This window comes from Sporosarcina sp. OR05, from assembly GCF_041414805.1.
Taxonomy (GTDB): domain Bacteria; phylum Bacillota; class Bacilli; order Bacillales_A; family Planococcaceae; genus Sporosarcina; species Sporosarcina saromensis.
This window is the reverse complement of record NZ_JANKJL010000017.1, coordinates 1-19,952: the sequence shown is the minus strand read 5'-3', so window position 1 is coordinate 19,952 and position 19,952 is coordinate 1. Positions and strand designations below refer to the sequence as shown.

At 41.0% G+C, this 19,952-nt stretch carries 18 protein-coding genes; 12 read left to right on the top strand and 6 right to left on the bottom strand.

The genetic code is table 11. From position 1 onward, the window contains the following. Positions 1-52: 52 nt before the first annotated feature. Positions 53-1,285 carry an MFS transporter gene (locus tag NRI27_RS16745; RefSeq protein WP_371391721.1) on the bottom strand — a complete coding sequence of 411 codons (1,233 nt, stop codon included), beginning with the start codon at positions 1,283-1,285 and terminating at the stop codon, positions 53-55. Between the two features lie 199 nt (positions 1,286-1,484). Here NRI27_RS16745 and NRI27_RS16740 point away from each other — a divergent pair, with 199 nt between their 5' ends. Both NRI27_RS16740 and NRI27_RS16735 read left to right on the top strand, forming a co-directional pair. Further along, positions 1,485-2,228, top strand: coding sequence for a peptidylprolyl isomerase (locus tag NRI27_RS16740; RefSeq protein ID WP_371391720.1), 744 nt, complete (start codon positions 1,485-1,487; stop codon positions 2,226-2,228). A gap of 26 nt (positions 2,229-2,254) precedes the next feature. Then, on the top strand, positions 2,255-2,476 hold the full coding sequence (locus NRI27_RS16735; RefSeq protein ID WP_371391719.1) for a hypothetical protein: 222 nt from the start codon (positions 2,255-2,257) through the stop codon (positions 2,474-2,476). Positions 2,477-2,828: 352 nt separating this feature from the next. Here NRI27_RS16735 and NRI27_RS16730 read toward each other — a convergent pair whose 3' ends face one another. Continuing rightward, entirely contained in the window at positions 2,829-4,004 is a 1,176-nt protein-coding gene (locus tag NRI27_RS16730; RefSeq protein WP_371391718.1) for a MalY/PatB family protein, read from the bottom strand. A gap of 93 nt (positions 4,005-4,097) precedes the next feature. Between NRI27_RS16730 and NRI27_RS16725 the strand changes: the two genes are divergently transcribed. From NRI27_RS16725 to yugI, 5 genes are all read left to right on the top strand, one after another. Further along, entirely contained in the window at positions 4,098-4,349 is a 252-nt protein-coding gene (locus NRI27_RS16725; RefSeq protein WP_371391751.1) for a DUF1871 family protein, read from the top strand. A gap of 157 nt (positions 4,350-4,506) precedes the next feature. Then, positions 4,507-5,061, top strand: coding sequence for an RNA polymerase sigma factor (locus NRI27_RS16720; RefSeq protein ID WP_371391717.1), 555 nt, complete (start codon positions 4,507-4,509; stop codon positions 5,059-5,061). Further along, entirely contained in the window at positions 5,051-7,234 is a 2,184-nt protein-coding gene (locus tag NRI27_RS16715) for a hypothetical protein (protein ID WP_371391716.1), read from the top strand. The genes NRI27_RS16720 and NRI27_RS16715 overlap by 11 nt, the downstream gene beginning before the upstream one ends. An 88-nt stretch (positions 7,235-7,322) precedes the next feature. After that, positions 7,323-9,038 carry an RNA polymerase sigma factor gene (locus NRI27_RS16710; RefSeq protein ID WP_371391715.1) on the top strand — a complete coding sequence of 572 codons (1,716 nt, stop codon included), beginning with the start codon at positions 7,323-7,325 and terminating at the stop codon, positions 9,036-9,038. Between the two features lie 109 nt (positions 9,039-9,147). Then, complete coding sequence (yugI, locus tag NRI27_RS16705; protein ID WP_317944014.1) at positions 9,148-9,522, top strand: S1 domain-containing post-transcriptional regulator GSP13; 375 nt, start codon at positions 9,148-9,150, stop codon at positions 9,520-9,522. A gap of 15 nt (positions 9,523-9,537) precedes the next feature. Here yugI and NRI27_RS16700 read toward each other — a convergent pair whose 3' ends face one another. After that, positions 9,538-10,857, bottom strand: a complete 1,320-nt coding sequence (locus NRI27_RS16700; protein WP_371391714.1) for an AAA-type ATPase lid domain-containing protein — start codon at positions 10,855-10,857, stop codon at positions 9,538-9,540. A 142-nt stretch (positions 10,858-10,999) separates the two neighbouring features. On the opposite strand from NRI27_RS16700, the gene pruA reads away from it, so the two are divergent. The 3 genes from pruA to NRI27_RS16685 all read left to right on the top strand — a co-directional run bounded on the left by pruA (position 11,000) and on the right by NRI27_RS16685 (position 15,132). Further along, entirely contained in the window at positions 11,000-12,544 is a 1,545-nt protein-coding gene (pruA, locus tag NRI27_RS16695) for an L-glutamate gamma-semialdehyde dehydrogenase (protein ID WP_317944016.1), read from the top strand. Positions 12,545-12,606: 62 nt separating this feature from the next. After that, positions 12,607-13,800, top strand: coding sequence for an ornithine--oxo-acid transaminase (locus tag NRI27_RS16690; protein WP_371391713.1), 1,194 nt, complete (start codon positions 12,607-12,609; stop codon positions 13,798-13,800). 87 nt (positions 13,801-13,887) lie between these two features. Next, positions 13,888-15,132, top strand: coding sequence for a Glu/Leu/Phe/Val family dehydrogenase (locus NRI27_RS16685; protein WP_317944019.1), 1,245 nt, complete (start codon positions 13,888-13,890; stop codon positions 15,130-15,132). Positions 15,133-15,178: 46 nt separating this feature from the next. Here NRI27_RS16685 and NRI27_RS16680 read toward each other — a convergent pair whose 3' ends face one another. Further along, positions 15,179-15,421: a DUF378 domain-containing protein gene (locus NRI27_RS16680; RefSeq protein WP_317944021.1), complete on the bottom strand. Its 243-nt coding sequence runs from the start codon at positions 15,419-15,421 to the stop codon at positions 15,179-15,181. Between the two features lie 105 nt (positions 15,422-15,526). Between NRI27_RS16680 and NRI27_RS16675 the strand changes: the two genes are divergently transcribed. Then, a complete protein-coding gene (locus NRI27_RS16675) occupies positions 15,527-16,693 on the top strand; it encodes an iron-containing alcohol dehydrogenase (RefSeq protein ID WP_371391712.1) in 1,167 nt (388 codons plus the stop codon). Between the two features lie 46 nt (positions 16,694-16,739). Here NRI27_RS16675 and NRI27_RS16670 read toward each other — a convergent pair whose 3' ends face one another. After that, positions 16,740-17,741, bottom strand: a complete 1,002-nt coding sequence (locus NRI27_RS16670) for a cation diffusion facilitator family transporter (protein ID WP_371391711.1) — start codon at positions 17,739-17,741, stop codon at positions 16,740-16,742. Between the two features lie 14 nt (positions 17,742-17,755). Continuing rightward, entirely contained in the window at positions 17,756-18,481 is a 726-nt protein-coding gene (locus NRI27_RS16665) for an MgtC/SapB family protein (protein ID WP_317944027.1), read from the bottom strand. A 119-nt stretch (positions 18,482-18,600) separates the two neighbouring features. Here NRI27_RS16665 and NRI27_RS16660 point away from each other — a divergent pair, with 119 nt between their 5' ends. Next, positions 18,601-19,503 (top strand): DMT family transporter, encoded by a 903-nt coding sequence (locus tag NRI27_RS16660; protein WP_371391710.1) that lies wholly within the window; start codon positions 18,601-18,603, stop codon positions 19,501-19,503. The last annotated feature ends 449 nt before the right edge of the window (positions 19,504-19,952 follow it).

Here is a 19,952-nt window from a genome sequence, read left to right as displayed (position 1 = left end):
CCCCTTTCTATAAAAAATATAGCACATTTCCAAGTAGGAAATGTGCTGAAATTTACGTATGTGCTTTCTGATCTTCATCTGCCAAAAAGTCTTCGAAATCCTGTACGGGTTTTCTTTTCGCGTAATAAAGAAATGCAAATCCCACCATAAACAAGAGTCCGGTTAAGATGAACACTGACGAGATACCGACAAATCCACTGATAATCCCACCAAACATTGGACCGATAATGTTGCCGAGGAATCGGAAACTCGTATTGTAACCCATTACTTCACCTTGAATGTCAACAGGTGCTTCACGTCTGACAAGCGCTGTTGTAATCGGGATCATCCCGCCAATCGCAATTCCGAATAACAGACGCCAAATCATGAGTTGCCAAATCGAAGATACAAACGCTTGCGGGACGATAAAGATGAATGACAGAACGAGTAGCGCCCCCAACACCTTTTCATACCCAATGTCATCGCCAAGTTTGCCCCATTTACGTGCGAACAAAAGGTTTCCGACTCCAGCAGCACTGAACGTCAACCCTGCAAGGAAAGCGACATCATTTGAATCTGTTAACTCAGCGACATAGAGCGATAAGAGCGGCTGGATGCTAAAGTTCCCAATTTGAATTAACGCTGTTACAATCATGACATTGAGCATAAGCCGATGATGCAACAATCCTGAAAGAATCGTTTTCCGCGAATAATGAACGGCTTTTTCGCTTTTCACTTTCCGTTGCTCGTTAATGCCGAAAAGCACGATCAGTGCAGCGATGACAACAGAAATCGACGTAATGATAAACGTGTATTTGAATCCGAACGCATCTGCCATCAATCCACCCAAAACAGGTCCAAATAATGTCCCAGTCACGCTGCCCATTTGTAGCGTCCCAAGCTTTTTCCCTGCCTCTTCACGAGACGTCTGCGATGAAACGAACGCCAATGAGGTAGGAATGAATCCGGTCACAACACCATTGAAGAGTCGGAGAACAAAAAACGCTTCCACCGAGTGAACGAACCCCATTAAAAAGACGGACGTCGCAATCCCAAAGCCATTTATTAATAAAATTGGTTTAAATCCATATTTGTCGGCAATCCTTCCCCAAATCGGTGACATGATTAACGCGGTGATAAATGTCGCCCCGAAAATTAGCCCGGACCATTTTTGGACATATGCATCCGAATGATTGCCGAATGTCTCAATATACAAAGATAAAAAAGGCATAATCATCGTCATTGTGCCAGCAACTAAAAAGTTCGCAACCCATATGATGATAAAATTCCGTTTTTGAATCGTCATGTTAACCCTGCTTTCATGTACAATGCCGTCATGTTCGTCGACAAAAGTCATCCCAAAACAGAATTCCCTCTGCCGCAATACGTTAAACGCTCTATTGTACTGGATACAGTATAAATCAATTCGGGAGTCGAAGGAAGTTTCTTGCTTATCCATCGAAAAACGAAAAGGGATATGGTAAACTAAATCAGGGTGAATGAAAATGAAAAAATCGACACTAGCATTGGTTATGGCAATGGTCATGATTTTTGTTGCTGCTTGTGGTCAAAGTAAAGACGAGCAAGTCGATAAACAACCAACAAATAATAATGACTCGACGAACGCATCAGGCGATTCGACAAATGAGGAGGCCGAAAGTATGTATCCACAATTATCAACTGAAGTAGCAGCAAATGAAGCATTGGTCGTTATGAACACAACGATGGGGCCAATCAAAATTAAACTATTCCCGGAGCAAGCGCCAAAGACTGTAGAAAACTTTCTGACGCATGCTGAAAACGGCTATTACGACGGCATCATCTTCCACCGTGTAATTAATAATTTCATGATCCAAGGTGGAGACCCAACAGGTACAGGTATGGGTGGAGAAAGTATATACGGTTCTTCTTTTGAAGACGAATTCACGATGAACCTTTTTAACCTTAGAGGTGCGCTATCAATGGCGAACGCTGGTCCAAACACAAACGGTAGCCAGTTCTTCATCGTTCAAGCATCCAGTGCACCAGGTAGTTCAAACCAATTGAAACAAGGTGGCTGGCCGGAAGAAATCGCTGATGCATACGCTGAAATGGGTGGAACACCACACCTTGACCAAAAACATACGGTATTTGGACAAGTGATTGAAGGCATGGACGTCGTTGACAAAATCGCTGCGGCAGACACAGATCGTTCTGATAAGCCGACAGAAGAAATCTCAATCGAATCGATTGAAATCTTGCAGAAATAATCCAACCAGTAAGGAAGTGTCCGTAAATGAACGTTATCCTTATGCCGTTCCTTTACTTTCCAGAGGATAAATCCGAATACATCCCGGCATTTTTCTCCTTCGTTTTTTTCATGATTCTTCTCGTCCTCACATTCATGTGGATTAAGAAAAACTCAAAAAAACAAGAAGAAGAAACGCGCGAACTTGAAGAACGCATTCTTCGCGAACGCCGTGAAGCCCGTGAAAAACACCAACAATCCCACGAATAAACAAAAGGACATCCGCCACTAACAAATGGGGCAGATGTCCTTTTTGCATGTCTTATATTATCTACATTCACATCTTTGTTAAATCGCGAACAAAAAATATGTGCCGATAGCAAAAAAATTAAGCCCGCGCTCAAGAACTGGTCCCGTGCGCTCAAGGAAGAGCAATCCGCGCTCAAGAACCAGCCCCGCGTGCTAAAAAACCGCTTCTCCTTCGCAAAAAGAAAGCAATTTCCATTCCAACGACAAATTGACTTAAAGCATGTGGCAAAAATCAATCCATCAGGCTACCTTTGACACACGCCGCATACACAATAAAAAAGAAGAATCCAAGAACGGATTCTTCTGAAAAACGTTAAGCTTGCATTGCAGTTATGAAGCGCTTCACGCCGTCTTCCACTACAGAACGAGGCGTTGCGATGTTCATTCGTAGGAAACCTCTGCCTGCTTCACCATACTTCGTGCCTGGCTCAAGTGCAAGTTTTCCGTTGTTTAATAATTTGTCCATCATATCTTCTTCCGATAAACCTGTTCCTCGGTAATCGATCCATAACAAATAGGTTGCCTCAGGTTTTTGAATGGCGATACCCGGTACAGCTTTCGGCAATTCATTGATGACATAATCCATGTTTGTTGAAAGTGTTTCAAGTAGTTCATCTAACCAAGCTTCACACTCCGTGTAAGCTGACTTGAGCGCGGAAGCAGCGAAAGCGTTCAACTCCATTTGTCCGTGTGCCATTGCATTTTTCTGTAAGGCAGTTTTTAACTCTTCGTCGCTTGTAATCATGATGGCAGCTTGTACACCAGCCAAGTTGAAAGTTTTTGTCGGAGCGACACACGTGACAATTTTTCCACCTTCTTCTTCAGCGAGTTTGGCAAGTGGAATATGTGTTGCACCTGGTAACACGAGGTCGGCGTGGATTTCATCTGAAAGCACGAGCACGTCATATTGGTTACAGAGACGTAAAATTTGTCGTAAATCCGCTTCTGACCATACGATACCTGCCGGGTTATGTGGATTACATAATATGAAGATTTTAATATCTTGTTGCAAACATTTTTCGAATGCTTCAAAGTCGATTGAGTACGTCCCATTGTCTTCAAGGAGAGCACATTCTACAATGTTTCGCTCTTGATGACCCGGTACGTTGAAAAACGGAGGATAGACAGGCGTCGTAATGAGAATGTTGTCGCCTTTCTTCGAAAATGTTTCTACTACCGTTGCAATAGCAGGCACAACACCATGATGGAAGAGCATCCAATCATTTTGTGTTTCCCATCGGTGACGAGAAGACAACCAAGAACGTACAGCATCCTTGCACGTTTCGCATATGTATGAATAACCGAAAATGCCATGATCTAAGCGCTCTCTCATCGCTTCTATAATTGGCGGTGGAGCAGGGAAATCCATATCCGCAATCCACATCGGTAAAATTTCTTCCGCGTTTTCCACCCCGTAAACGGCTTCCATATTACCCCATTTCACGGAACGCGTATTTTTACGGCTAATGACTTGTTCGAACGCATTCATCTTAAAAACCCCTCATTTCCTTTTTTCTTTTACATTACTATGTTATCATAAATGAAAGAAAAGAAAAAAATAAGGTGACTTGACGTGCAAACTATGGACATGAACAAAAAAGCTGTCTTACTACTAGAAGATTGGGATCCTTTCAATATGGGGCGGAAGGCGTATGAGCACGAAATTGCTGATGTCGTCTCAGAACTCCAGTTGCTCGATCATCCGACAGATTTAGCAAAACGGATTAGAGAAATCTATGAACATTCCTATGAACTATGGATTCCGTTAGAAAAGTGCATGCAAATAGCATATAAGTTGTTCGCAATAAAGTACGAAGCGAAATGCATCGTATAACGAAAGAAAGATTGTTAGGATAAAGAAAAATTATTACCGCCCGAAGCGTTAGGATACCTGCTTCAGGCGGTTTTTTATGTTCTTCATTAAAAGGATGAAACAATCAATTGAAATCCCTCGTATCATGAGCAGAGGGGAAAGAGAGTGAGGGTGACACATGGAAGAAACGGACTTGATCCAGAAAGCGCAGAACGGAGATCGGTCAGCTTTCACAGAATTAATGAATCGTTATTACCGGACTGTTGAAAAATTTGCTTATCAATGTGGTGTCCGTGTTGATGATATTCCGGATGTTACACAGGAGGTCTTCATAAAGCTCTATCGATTCTTACCGCAGTTCAATCAACAGCGATTTACGACATGGTTATACAAAATTACACTGAATGCTGCTCGGGATTATTACCGAAAAGCAGGTCGGGAGACGGACAAAGAAGAACGGGTTAAAAAGGAAATGAGTACGGTCGCACATCAGTCAGCAGAGAAACACGTGCTCCTTTTTGAAGAAGATCAGGAATTGCATAACGCGATATTGCGTTTAGATGAAAAATACCGAATTCCACTCATTTTGTTTTATTTCCAAGACTTATCGTACCAACAAATTTCGGAAGTGTTAAACGTAACGATGGCTGCTGTGAAAACGAGGATTTTCAGAGCAAAGGATGCATTGAAAAAGGAAATTGAAACGACGGGAGGTGTATCACATGAGCAATGATCATTTTGAGAAACGAATGGAATTCTTGAAAAAGTCCTATGAACGTATTCCTTCGACTTTCGATCCGGAAGAAGTATTCAAGAAAATCGATGCGGAACATCCTCCTGCACCTGTTGAACAGAAACCTGTTAAAAAAGGTGGATTCAGACAGCGTATAACGGTTTTAGCTGTAAGCGTTGCGAGTGTATTCATCATCGGTTTCATTGCCAATGACGTCCTTGATGGAAATAACCAAAATCCGAACGAAGAAAATTTGGAAAGTGGAGAAATTGATGCCTACATCGAAGAACTGAAACAACAATTTGAAGTGGAAAAAGAAAAGCGTAGAGAGATGTTGCAGTTGGATGAAGAGCATTTTAGAATGTATGCCCAATCTAATTCAATCTCAATTTTGGATCATAAGACTTTCATACAGTCTGTTAAACAGGATGGAAATGCAAATGAGCGATTGCAAGAAGTCTACAACCGAGCAATCGAAGAACTAAAAACGCCTGCCGAAATGATTCAAGACGTAAAACGCAATCCGCTTCGGGAGGATGAAGAAGCGAGTATTGCATTCTTGAATAGTTACCGGGAAAAAGTCAAAAGATTGCAAGCCATTTACGATCAAATCGTAGAAGAAAACAAAACAGCAATTGATGCCTATGAAGTGGATCCATCTGCTGATAAAGCCGATGTCATGATGACGAGTAAAAACAGTTTTCCAGAGCCGTTACAAAATATCATCAACACAATGAAAGAACAATCAATCCGGTTAACTACAGAGAAATATACAGGTGATATTAAATCAAGTTTTTATTTATCTAGATCGGTCGATGAGCTTCCATCGAACTTGCATCACTTCACGAATGCTTATATGAACATGCTAGCAGATGAACCGTATTTATATGCAGGGGTGTTAAATGATACTGTTCCTAAAACGGTCGGAACGTTGCAGACGATGGAGGAGACGTTAATGCATGTACAGGAAGATCCGTCCTTGTACCCTGTCATGAAATCGTATTTCATAACGCTTTTTAATCACATTGTAAAAGGAAATGAAAAGACAAAGTTATTTGATGCAGATGGTAGGTTATTACCTGAATACCAAGAAGCTTGGACCAATCTATCGTATAGTGGAAACGCAACACCATTGACCTATCTTATGAGGCCAATTGTTAAAGAGATGAAGGCTTCAGATTGGCAGCAATCAGAGCATTGGGATTCACTCAACTATAATGATCTAGAAGAAGCGCTCGTCCTTTATCGTGAAGGGGTGTTAGAAGAATACATGTATGGTGAAATGCCTGTATTCGAAGAGAAGACGGTTGTCCTGCCAAATGAGGCATTTGATCAGGAAGTTAAAGAACTCTACAGCGCATTCAAAAAGTCGTATGACAAGTCCGTGTTAAAAGGGATTTCACCTGTGCATATTGTAGGGATTTTTAACTATGCAAATGAAGTCGAAGACCCCAAAACGATGTATCGACTATTCAATGAAAATTATGGAGATATGTCGGAAACAGGTTTCTCAGAGGAGCAATATATCGACTTTTACCGAAAAGGTCTCTCCTTATTTAGAAACGCAACGGATATTAAATTTACAAATGAAAACATAAACCGTTACGAACATGCAATTTATGGTTTTGTTACGATTAACAATGGCGCGGAAGTTAAAAATTCAGTACATCTCACATATGGTGAAGATGATATATGGAAAATTAGAGACATGTATCTTGAGAAACTTCCATCGTACGAACAATCACCCGAAATACCAATTGACGAGATGACACTTAAGCATATGAAAGAGCTCTATGAAACCTTTAAAGAGTCGAAAAATCCAGCTAACTTATACGGAGAAGTAGCGTTGACAATAATGAGCCTCTATTTATACGCAGGATCTTTACAAGATTATGAAACACAATATGCATTGATTTATCAAGAATTCGGTGCGGATTTAATTGAGAAGTCGACATTTGTCGAAAATGGTGATCGATACAAATTTCCGTATGCTGAAGATATGTATACATCCATGTCCTTCAAAGGGCTTGAAGAAGACCAAGATGGCAATTGGCCTGGTGTCGCCACGTTTACAGTAAATCAAGAAAAGTATCCAAAACTGCCAGCTGCACAACAATTTCATATGCTTTGGACAGATGACGGATGGCGCGTCAATGTTAATCATTTAAAATAAACAAAAAAGACTGCGAATTCTGCGGTCTTTTTCTATATTCTTTGTTATAGTAAAGAAAGGGATGTTTTGGAAAGCAGGGGGAGAGTACATGAACGAAGAGAAACAACCAACCTTAGCGGAAGATAAAGAGTCTTCTTTGGAATGGATACGCCTGGTGTTGCCGCATATGGAACGTCTCGCAATCCAATATGGGCTAAGTCCGCAACAAGCTGCAAACTTTGTAGAAACTGTGTTTCAAAAATTGTATGAAAACAGAAGTGAAGCATTGCATGAGGATGATACGATTAGAATCTTGCTCGGTCGATTAGAGGACGTTACCATTCATCCGTCCGATGAAAAACTCTTTGCATTTAAAGAAGACGAGGTTTTGCATAACCGCATTATTGATTTACCAAAAGAAGTTAGGCTGCCTTTAATCCTGAATCAGTTTCACAACAAATCTACAGCACAAATTGCGGAGATTCTGAACGTGCCAACAGGATTAGTGGAAACAAAGCTTGCTGAAGCTTTTCAGCAACTGGATGAACCGAACCTAGAAAAAAAGTTGGAGTTTTTACATACGTCTTATGGAAGATTGCAAACTCTTTATGATGAAGACCGGATATTCACACACACTACTCATCATTCAATTGAGCCGACAAAATTAAAGGGGAAAAAACCGAAACGAAAGACGTTAGCGATGTGGAGTTTAGGCGTCGCCATGTTATTCACGTTACTTTTTGTATCTGTAACAAATAGTGAAGCCTATCAAAAATCCGCCAGTGAGAAATTCATCGAAACATACAAAGAGGAATTTGAGAAAGAAATCGCCAAACGTCTCGAACTCGCTGGATTGACGAAACGAACAGCGATTACCATGAATCATTATAATATGTATGGTGAAGACACAAGGTTAAGTTTTAAAGATTGGTTACGAGCATTAACAAGAGAGTTAGAAGAAAATGGTAAAATAGATAGAAGAAAGGCGAAAGAAGACTACGCAGCTCTCATTAATGAGTTGAAGTTGCCATCAGAGTGGATTGCAGAATTAAAGAATAAACCTTTAGTCAACGATCGGACAGCGAGTATAGCGTTTATCGGGAATTTGTTTGGTAGTTCCACCATGCTCATTCAATCTTATTCAGCTATCCTTCAGGAACACGAAGATATCATACCTACTTATGAATGGAATGACAATGGCGAGGTGATCGTCCAAACGTTAGCTGAAAACGAAGTAGGTTACCCCAAACAGCTCCAAGATGCATTAAAAGGAATGAAGACACAAAATATTACTGTAGTCGCACATGACAGTATGTTCCACTTTCCACAGTTTGGGGATGAACAGCTCATTGAAGACATTCAAAACAAATTACATCCGAGCGTACATGTGTATGTGAACCTGTTAATGGGCGGTATTGAAGAGATCGTTAAAAAACCGCTCGACGAACAAGTTGATCTGCTTTTTTTCGTTGAAGACGATTTAATGGGCGATGAATTAACGGGGATATTCCCTAACGAATACGTTGAACAAGTGATTGTAGGGTCATATATGTGGCTCTTTCATTCCATACTTGGCCTTGAAAGTGAAGCGGTGGATTCTAGTTATGACCTTACTGGTGCCATTAAACCGGAATATCAAAAAGTGTGGAAGCAAATTGCGGACCGTGAACAACCATCGCCAGCTGCTACAGTCATGACAACCGTCATTGAAAATATGGAGGAGGAAGGTTGGTCGCGGTATACTCTGGATAATCAAAATAGCTATATGGAAATTTATAATCTTATTTGGCCAATTATCCACGAAAAGAAAGAAAAAAATAAGTGAAATTTTCCGACTGCTTTGCCAAATTTTTGTTGTGAAAGGGCTTTCTATGGTATAATTATTGATGGCCGCATAGGCAAATTCGATAGATGTAGATTGGGAGCTGTTTCGCATGGGCAGAACATACGAAGTGGGGGAAGAGCTGACTGGTAAGGTAACGGGCATCCAGCCATATGGCGCATTCGTGGCATTGGATGAAGAGACACAAGGACTCGTCCATATTTCGGAAATCACGTACGGTTTCGTCAGAGATATTAATGAGTATCTTGCTGTAGGCGACGTTGTAAAAGTGAAAGTACTGGAAGTGGATGAAGACGCAGGTAAAATCAGTTTGTCCATTCGGGCATTGCAAGAAGCGCCACCCGCCACACAAAAACCGAGCCGTCCCCGAAAATCATTGCAAGACAAAGTAAAAGAGCATGATGCAGAAGGATTTAACTCGCTAAAAGACAAACTAAAAGACTGGATTACACGGTCTGGTTATTAAAAAATGGGAGTAGGCTTAATCGCCTCTCCCATTTTTTAGCTTTCGTAAACGATATTGAAGATTTTGCCTACTCATTCCAAGTGCTTGCGCCGTTTTGGTAATATTATCTTCATGCAACTTCATCGCTTTTTGTAAGTAATACGCTTCCGCATCTTTTAAAAATTGCTCGAGCGGCAATAAATCTTTCTGGTGTTGGACAACAAAATCCGTGTCTTGTAAAGGTGTGTCGTTCAACCCATTGCTTTTCATCCGAAAATGCAAAGGCAACATATCGTATGTAATGACCGACTCTGTACTTGCAAGCGACGTAATTTCGTCTAAAAGAAACTCAAGTTCTCGCATATTGCCTGGCCATTCATATCGTAAAAACAATTCCTCGACTTCCGTAGTTATTCCTTCTAGGGAAGAACCAAACCGCTCTCTTCTCTTCGCTAAATACGAAGTAATGAAAGCAAGTATGTCCTCTTTTCGTTTCCGCAAAGGGGAAATGCGAATTGCAAAAGAAGCAAAAAAGTAATACAGATCTTTCAATAAAGCTCCTTTAGCGATCAGTTCAACAGGGTCATCGCCGATACTTGCGATGAATTGATTGCCAGGTTGTACCGCCTTTTTTAGAAAAGAAAACAGTTTCTGTTGAAGTGGTATGGATAATAAATCAATCCGATCACAAAATAACGTGAATGCATCATGTTCAGTTAAGTCTTCATCCAATCGATCGATGAGCGACTCGTCTGAACGATGACAAAAAAGTGTATAGAAAGGACCGTTTACAGGAGAAAATTCATTATGAATACTCTCCGCCAGTAAATCTTTTCCTGTACCAGATTCACCAATTAGCAACACGGGTAGTTTTGCTTGAGAGGCTTTTAGTGCAGTAGAAACAACCGCTTGCATTTCTTCCGATGCTGCAATAATTTGATTGAACGTTACAGGGTCACTATTTTTTCGGAGGGGATGAAGAATAAATTTCTCAAGAGCTGTTACATCTCGTGCAATTTCCACAGCACCGATTAGTTCCCCATTGCTAAAGACGGGATACGTATCGTTAATGGTCGTAATTTCGTTTCCTTTGCGGTTCCAATATGTCTGTTTCACATTCAACTGCTCTATACCGCTTTGCAACACTTTTAACAATGTACTTTCTTCTTGATTAAAATTAAATAGCTCAATTATTGATCGATCTGCAACTTCTTCCAGCTCTAATCCTTCAATGGCTTTCATTTTATGATTGTATATGACCGTACGGCCGTTTTTATCAATTGCATGGATTCCTACACCGGCACGATTCACTGCAAATTCATATAAAGGAAAGAGGGCTTTTTCGATTTTATCCATCATCAAAAACACCTTCCGTGTACTTTTTTTCGTGATTTAAATAAAAACACTTGAAATGTGCAACAATCTCTTGCATTATTATAAATGTAATCAAAGATTAAATGCAAATTTTTTTTGCGTATCATAACGGAGGAGGAGTAACATGATTCCATACAAACACGAACCATTTACAGATTTTACACAAGAAGAAAACAAAAAAGCCTTTTTAGACGCTCTACAAACAGTTGAAGGCTATCTTGGGCAAGATTACCCTCTAATCATCGGCGGCGAACGCATTATGACCGAAGACAAACTTGTATCTACAAACCCTGCGAACAAAGAAGAAATCGTCGGCCGTGTTTCAAAAGCGAGCAGAGACCTTGCTGAAAAAGCGATGCAAACTGCTGATGCAACATTCAACACTTGGAAAAAAGTAAAACCTGAATTCCGTGCAGACGTTCTTTTCAAAGCTGCTGCAATCGTACGTCGTCGCAAACATGAATTCTCTGCGCTTTTAACAAAAGAAGCAGGTAAGCCATGGAACGAAGCGGATGCAGATACTGCAGAAGCAATCGACTTCTTAGAGTACTATGGCCGTCAAATGTTGAAACTAAAAGACGGTATGCCAGTTGAAAGCCGTCCAGGTGAGTTCAACCGTTTCGACTACATTCCTTTAGGTGTAGGTGTTGTCATCTCTCCATGGAACTTCGCATTCGCGATTATGGCAGGTACAACAGTAGCTGCACTCGTAACGGGTAACACAGTTCTATTGAAACCAGCATCTACAACACCAGTTGTTGCATATAAATTTATCGAAGTATTAGAAGAAGCAGGTATGCCTGCAGGCGTAGTGAACTACATTCCAGGTTCAGGCGCTGAAGTTGGGGACTACCTTGTAGATCACCCAAGAACTCGTTTCATTTCTTTCACAGGATCACGCGAAGTCGGTTCCCGTATTTACGAACGTGCTGGAAAAGTGAACGAAGGCCAAATTTGGTTGAAGCGTGTTATCGCTGAAATGGGTGGTAAAGACACAATCGTTGTTGACAACGAAGCGGATCTTGAATTAGCTGCACAATCCATCGTGAAATCAGCATTTGGATTCAGCGGACAAAAATGTTCTGCTTGTTCACGTGCAGTCATTCACGAAGATGTATATGACCAAGTCGTTTCTAGAGTGGAAGAGTTAACAAAAGCATTGACTTACGGTGATCCAACAGACCAATCCAACTTCGCAGGTCCGGTTATCGACCAAGCTTCATTCGACAAAATCATGAGCTATATCGAAATCGGAAAAGAAGAAGGCCGTCTAATCGCTGGTGGAGAAGGCGACAGCTCAAAAGGATACTTCATTGCTCCTACAGTATTTGCTGACCTTGCTCCAGATGCACGCATCATGCAAGAAGAAATCTTCGGACCAGTTGTTGGTTTGACAAAAGCGAAAAGCTTTGACGAAGCAATTGAAATTGCAAACAACACAGACTACGGCTTAACAGGTGCTGTTATTACAAACAATCGCGCACATATCGAACAAGCGCGCGAAGATTTCCACGTAGGAAACTTATACTTCAACCGTGGATGCACAGGTGCAATCGTTGGTTACCAACCATTCGGTGGTTTCAACATGTCAGGTACAGACTCTAAAGCGGGCGGTCCTGATTACTTGCAACTTCACATGCAAGGTAAAACGACTTCAGAAACACTTTAATAACTAAGTGGAGGCAGTTCTCGGACTGCTTCCATATTTACATATCTTAAGGAGGGAATTAGATGTCAATTTCAGAAAAGTTGATTAACCAAACTAATAAATTTGGTGCAAATAACTACAATCCACTTCCGATTGTCATTTCAGAAGCGGAAGGTGTTTGGGTAAAGGATCCAGAAGGTAATAATTATATGGATATGCTTTCAGCGTATTCTGCGGTTAACCAAGGTCATCGTCACCCTAAAATCATTCAAGCGCTAAAAGATCAAGCGGACAAAGTAACCTTGACGTCACGCGCGTTCCACAACGATCAACTCGGCCCATGGTACGAAATGATCTGCAAACTATCTGGTAAAGATATGACATTGCCAATGAACACAGGTGCTGAAGCGGTAGAAACAGCTATTAAAGCAGCTCGTCGTTGGTCTTATGATGTGAAAGGTATCGCTGAAGACAAAGCTGAAATCATCGGTTGCACAGGAAACTTCCACGGTCGTACGATGACAGCAGTTTCACTCTCTTCTGAAGCAGAATACAAGCGAGGATTCGGTCCGATGCTTCCGGGTATTAAACTTGTTCCATTTGGTGATTTAAAAGCGTTGGAAGAAACGATTACACCAAATACAGCAGCATTCATCATCGAACCAATCCAAGGTGAAGCGGGAATTCTTATTCCACCAGCTGGCTACATGAAAGCGGCATTCGAGCTTTGTAAAAAGCACAATGTACTTTTCATTGCGGATGAAATCCAAGCGGGTCTTTGCCGTACAGGTAAAATGTTCGCAAGTGAGTGGGAAGACATCGAGCCAGATATGTACATCCTCGGAAAAGCACTAGGTGGCGGCGTATTCCCGATCTCTTGTGTCGTAGCGAATAAAGACATCTTAGGTGTATTCAACCCTGGTTCACACGGCTCAACATTCGGTGGTAATCCGATGGCATGTGCAGTTTCAATCGCTTCTTTAGAAGTTCTTCTAGACGAGAAACTTGCTGAGAAATCATTGGAACTAGGAAATTACTTCGTAGAACAATTAAAGAAAATCAACCACCCTTCTATTAAAGAAGTACGTGGACGTGGCTTGTTCATTGGTGTTGAATTGACGGAAGCGGCTCGTCCGTATTGCGAACAATTGAAAGAGCTTGGATTGTTGTGCAAAGAAACACACGATACTGTAATCCGTTTTGCACCACCATTGATCATTACAAAAGAAGAATTAGATTGGGCTTTAGAACGCATCAACAAAGTTTTTGCAAGTTAATGAAATAGTACACAAAAACAGTGTGGACTATGGTACAATATGGGCGAAGTAGTAAGACATTATGAAATCAAAGAGGCGAACTTTTACATGACTGAAAACCTGAATCTGTTTACGTCTACGCAAGTTGTCATCAAGGAAGCACTTGACAAATTAGGCTACGATGAAGGAATGTATGATCTTCTGAAAGAACCTATACGTATGGTGGAAGTAAGAATTCCTGTCCGTATGGACGATGGGAAAGTTAAGGTGTTCACAGGATTCCGTGGACAACATAATGATGCAGTAGGACCGACAAAAGGTGGCGTTCGTTTCCATCCGCAAGTAAGTGCGGATGAAGTGCGCGCACTCTCAATGTGGATGACATTGAAAGCGGGTATCGTTGACTTGCCATATGGTGGCGGTAAAGGCGGTATTATCTGTGACCCACGTGAGATGTCTATGGGTGAATTGGAACGCTTGAGCCGTGGTTATGTACGAGCATTAAGTCAGGTTATGGGACCGACAAAAGATATCCCTGCACCAGACGTGTTCACGAATGCACAAATTATGGCTTGGATGATGGATGAATATAGCAGAATTGATGAATTCAACTCACCTGGTTTTATTACAGGTAAACCGATTGTTCTCGGTGGTTCTCAAGGTCGTGATCGTGCGACTGCTGAAGGTGTAACGATCATTATTAACGAAGCGGCTAAAAAGCGTGGAATTGATATGAAAGGTGCACGTATTGTCATCCAAGGTTTCGGAAACGCTGGAAGTTTCTTATCAAAATTCCTGCATGACGCTGGAGCGAAAGTAATCGGTATTTCCGATGCTTACGGTGCATTGCATGATCCAAACGGATTGGACATTGATTACCTATTAGATCGTCGCGATAGTTTCGGTACAGTTACGACATTATTTGACAATACAATTTCTAACGAGGAATTATTAGAATTGGATTGTGATATTCTCGTTCCTGCTGCGATCGAAAATCAGATCACTGAAAAGAACGCTAACGATATTAAAGCGAAAATTGTTGTTGAAGCTGCGAATGGCCCAACAACATCTGAAGCGACTAAAATCCTTACAGAACGTGGCATTCTTCTCGTACCGGATGTTCTTGCGAGTGCAGGTGGCGTAACGGTATCTTACTTCGAATGGGTTCAAAATAACATGGGTTATTACTGGACTGAAGAAGAAGTTCGCGAAAGAATGACAACAAAAATGGTCGAGGCATTTGAAAATGTGTACAATGTAGCGTCTACACGTAACATTGACATGCGCCTTGCTGCATATATGATTGGTATCCGCAAAACTGCTGAAGCTTCCCGTTTCCGTGGATGGGCGTAAGTGAATGAATAGAAAAAGCATCTCCTGAACAGTGGGAGATGCTTTTTCATGCTTCTTCAGTTCCTGCTAGGGTGTTAGTTTCACGCTCTTCATAGCGCCAATGTTCAAATAGCAAGCCTAACGACAGTAGACCGGAAATCCCAATCAGTACAAAAAAGAAACGGGCTAACGGTTTCGCGTACCCACCAGCGAATTGTGCGACAACATCGTAACTGAATAAGCCGACAACACCCCAGTTCAAAGCGCCAATAATTGTGATGGCAAGGGCCACTCGCTTGATTTTCTCCATGACACACCTCCTTATCTCCAAAATACCCCAATAGGACAGCTTCCATACTTGCAATGGATTATTCATTCTTGGATAATGAGTACTACAAAAGAGGAGGCGAAAGAGATGCATGAATTTACATTTCAAAACCCGGTAAAATTAGTCTTTGGTAAAAATTCCATTTCAAAATTAACGAATGAATTAGCTGCATACGGTAATAAAATTCTTCTCGTTTATGGCGGAGGAAGCATTAAGCGCAATGGTTTATATAATGAAGTGGTCGAACTTCTGAGTAAAGCAGGAAAGGAACTATATGAACTACCAGGAGTCGAGCCGAATCCACGTCTTTCCACAGCGAAGAAAGGGGCGGCGATTTGTAAAGAGGAAGGTATCGATTTCATATTGGCTGTCGGGGGCGGTTCTGTCCTGGATTGTACAAAATTGATAGCAACAGCGGCAAAGTATGAAGGTGATGCATGGGATTTTGTTAGTAAAAAAGCGACGCCGACCGATGCAATTCCATTTGGTACCATATTGACGATGGCGGCAACAGGTTCTGAAATGAATGCAGGTTCTGTTATTACAAACGAAGAAACGGTGGAGAAATACGGATGGGGAAGTCCTTTCAATTTCCCGAAATTCTCAATTCTCGATCCAACGTATACGCTTTCCTTACCGCGTGATCAAACCGTTTATGGAATTGTCGATATGATGTCCCACATAATGGAACAGTATTTTCATAAAGCTACCAATACACCGTTGCAAGATGAGCTTTGTGAAAGTGCATTACGGGTAATTATGCGCGCTGGTGAAAAACTAGTAGGTGACCTGCAAAATTACGAGTTACGTGAAACGATTTTATTAAGCGGAACGTGGGGATTGAATGGATTCTTAGGGATGGGGAATGCTGGTGGCGACTGGGGGACACATGAGATTGAACATGCCGTCTCAGCAGTCTATGATATTCCGCATGCTGGAGGATTGGCGATTCTGTTCCCGCATTGGATGAAACATGCTATGCAGTTGAATCCTGAACGCTTTGCGAAGTTTGCAACAAATGTTTTTCAAGTTGATCCAACAGGAAAGACTACTGAAGAAACTGCAATGGAAGGAATAGAACAGCTCCGTAAGTATTGGTCATCAATTGGTGCACCTGAAAGGCTGAAAGACTACCATATTGACGAATCTAAAATTGAGCTTATGGCTGAAAAAGCTTCTGTAAACGGACCAGTAGGCAGGTTTGCTCAATTGACAAAAGAAGACGTAAAATCAATTTTAGTCGCTTCATTATAAAAAGAAGTACGCAGGAACTCGTCGGTGAGTTCAACTGCGTACTTTTTCATTCGGGTAACTTTTTGCGTGCTTCTTCTGAAATCGCCAATTCGTTAACGCCTTTCCATGTTTTGATGCCATCATCTTCATCAAATGAAATAAGGGCTTCGCGGACGCCTTTTTGTTTTAATATTAATGCTAGCAACCGATCCCTTATATCATCAATATACTCAAGTGTTTTTGAGGAATCGACTTCTGCCACTACTTCTACATGGAGAAATTCCCCTTCTTTAATCACCTCAACTCTTTGTAGATCTTTAACATCCGGGTCCTCAGCTACGATGTACGCAATGTGATTTAACATTTCTTCATCAGTTTCTCCTATAGCACCTCTTGCGTTTTCAAGAAATATTTTGCCAACGACATAAAACATCATGAGACCTATTAACACCGATGCAATTCCTTCTGCCGCAAGAAATCCAGTGAAATGTGCTACAAGGACGGCAGTAAAAGCTAATACTCCACCAATTGTTGCAACCAAATCTTCCATAAAAACAAGCTTTGTGGCAGGCTTAGCACGATTCAAATGCGTGAAACTGTATAGAAGTGCTTTAAACCCTTTCGCATCGTTTCCAGTTTCATGTGCAATTTCTTTTGCTGCTTTTAATAAGACGTACAGTTCCAACACAATTGCAAGCCCAAGTACGCTTAAATTAATGGCGAGTCCTGACGTTTCAGTAGGATGAAGAATATGATGCCAACCTTCTTTAACTGCTTCATAAGACATAATCGCAACTACAATGACAGCTCCTAAGCAGACGAGGTTGACGACTCTGCCAAATCCGTTTGGAAATTTTGGAGTCGGCGCTTTTTTAGAGAGCGCGGAACCAATGTAAACGAAGAATTGATTGGCCGCATCGCCTAATGAGTGTAATGTTTCTGCGAACATTGCAACGTTACCAGTTAACATATAGGCAATACCTTTTAAGATAGCAATGATTGTATTAATTACACCAGCAAGCAATGAAGGTTTGTTTCCATCTTTTAAGAGTTTGATAAAATCCTGCATAAAGGTTCCTCCATTTAAGGGAATATTTCTAGTTCAACTGATTCGATATAAGGTAGTTCAGTCAATTCAACATATAGTTGGGATGTTTTTTTCTTAGGTAATGCATTTAATCTAAAATCGAGTTCATGCATGTGAGGTTTGCCATCTTCAGGGATTAGTTGTCTAATTCGAAGATTTTCCACAGACATACTTTCATCACTTAGCTTTCCAATCAATTCATCAATCTTACTTCTATCTGAAATGATAATAATACATGAAGCTTCTTTTGAGCGTATTCTACGCGGACCAAACCGATCCAATATAGGTGCAATGACTTCGATTACAAACAATACACTTATAACAGCGAATGCAGCTTCAATATAAAAACCAGCTCCAACGGCAATGCCAATACTCGCCGAACCCCAAATCATTGCAGCAGTTGTTAAGCCGGTAATACTATCATTGTCCCTTCGTAAGATTGCTCCCGCACCAAGAAAGCCAATACCACTAACAATTTGTGCTGCTAGACGTAATGGATCCATCGTTACATTGATATCATCTCGGGCGGGTACTAAATAAGCAGCTTCCATAGAAACAATCGTCAATAGACAACTAAATGTTGAGATGACTGCACTTGTTTTTAACCCAATCGGTTTCTTCTTTATTTCCCTCTCTACACCGATGACTAAACTTAGTCCTAATGCTAACGCGATTTTAATTAAGACATCCGGATACATCGAATTGTCGGCAATCCAGTCCATTCTAATTCTCCCCCTACTAGCATCTTCAAACCACTCCTGTGCTATACTCTTTATATTGTCTTTATCCATAAACGATGACAAACTAACATGAAACTTACAACGAAAGAGATGTGTACCATATGGAAAAGCCTTCTATCCACCCGTATATTCCGATTATCATAGGAGTTATCTCGGTCGCCTTATCAGCGATCTTTGTTAAATTAGCTACAGCTGATGCGGGAGTTATCGCTTTTTATAGAATGTTGTTCTCTGTTTTATTGATGCTCCCATTATTTTTAATGAAGTACCGTAAAGAATTATTGGTCTTTACGAAGAGAGATTGGATCTTTTCTTCGATAGCAGGAATTTTTCTTGCCTTTCACTTTATCTTATGGTTCGAATCACTTAATTACACTTCTGTTGCGAGTTCAACTGTTTTGGTGACCCTACAACCGATTTTTGCGTTTGTCGGAACGTATTTCTTCTTTAAAGAAAAACTCTCCTTGAAGACGATATTATCTGCAGTTATTGCAATTAGTGGAAGTATCATTATCAGTTGGAGCGATTTTCAGTTAAGCGGTACTGCTTTCTACGGAGATATGCTCGCTTTGGCAGGTTGTGCGTTTATTACAGCATATCTTCTTTTTGGTCAAGAAGTGCGTAAACGTTTATCTCTTATTACATATACGTTCGTTCTGTATGCAATCAGTACAATTACATTATTCTTTTATGTGTTGGTAAAGGGAGAATCATTTGGTCCGTATTCGTCAACTGACTGGTTCTGGTTTTTTATGCTTGCGCTTATTCCGAATTTGCTCGGCCACTCGCTATTCAATTGGGCAGTAAAGTGGGTAAGTACAAACGTCATTTCAATTGCCATTCTTTTTGAACCAGTAGGAGCTTCAATATTGGCGTATTACATCTTTCATGAGACGCTTACTTCAGCGCAAATTATTGGCGGAATCGTTGTCATAGCAGGCATTCTACTCTTCATAATTGATCCAAGAAAAATTCATCGTAAATTATTTTTAAAAAAGGCTTGATTTCTCTTTAGGGCATGTAGTATATTAGTACATGTCCTTAAGAGGCAACAACATTACGAAACAACTTCTGAAAAAAAGATTTTAAAAAAGTTGTTGACACCGAATAAGGAAAAATGTTAAGATGAAATGGTCGCTGAAAAACGCGACTGAAACATGAACCTTGAAAACTGAACAGCAAAACGTCAACAAATAAAGTTCTGAAGCCGACTTGTCGGCGGACGAACAACTTGGATCTTCGGATTCAAAAATGACATCTTAAATGATGCCAGCAAAGAAACTAGAGCTTATTCAAGTTTCTCTAAACTTCTTCCATTATAGAAGAAGTTCTGGCGGCCGAGGTGCGGTGGAGTGCTAGGAGATGAGTGAGAGAGGGAAGGCGCGTACTTTAGTACGTAACTGACCGAACGAACGAAATCGACAACGCAATCCGCTGCGCATCGGACGCCAGA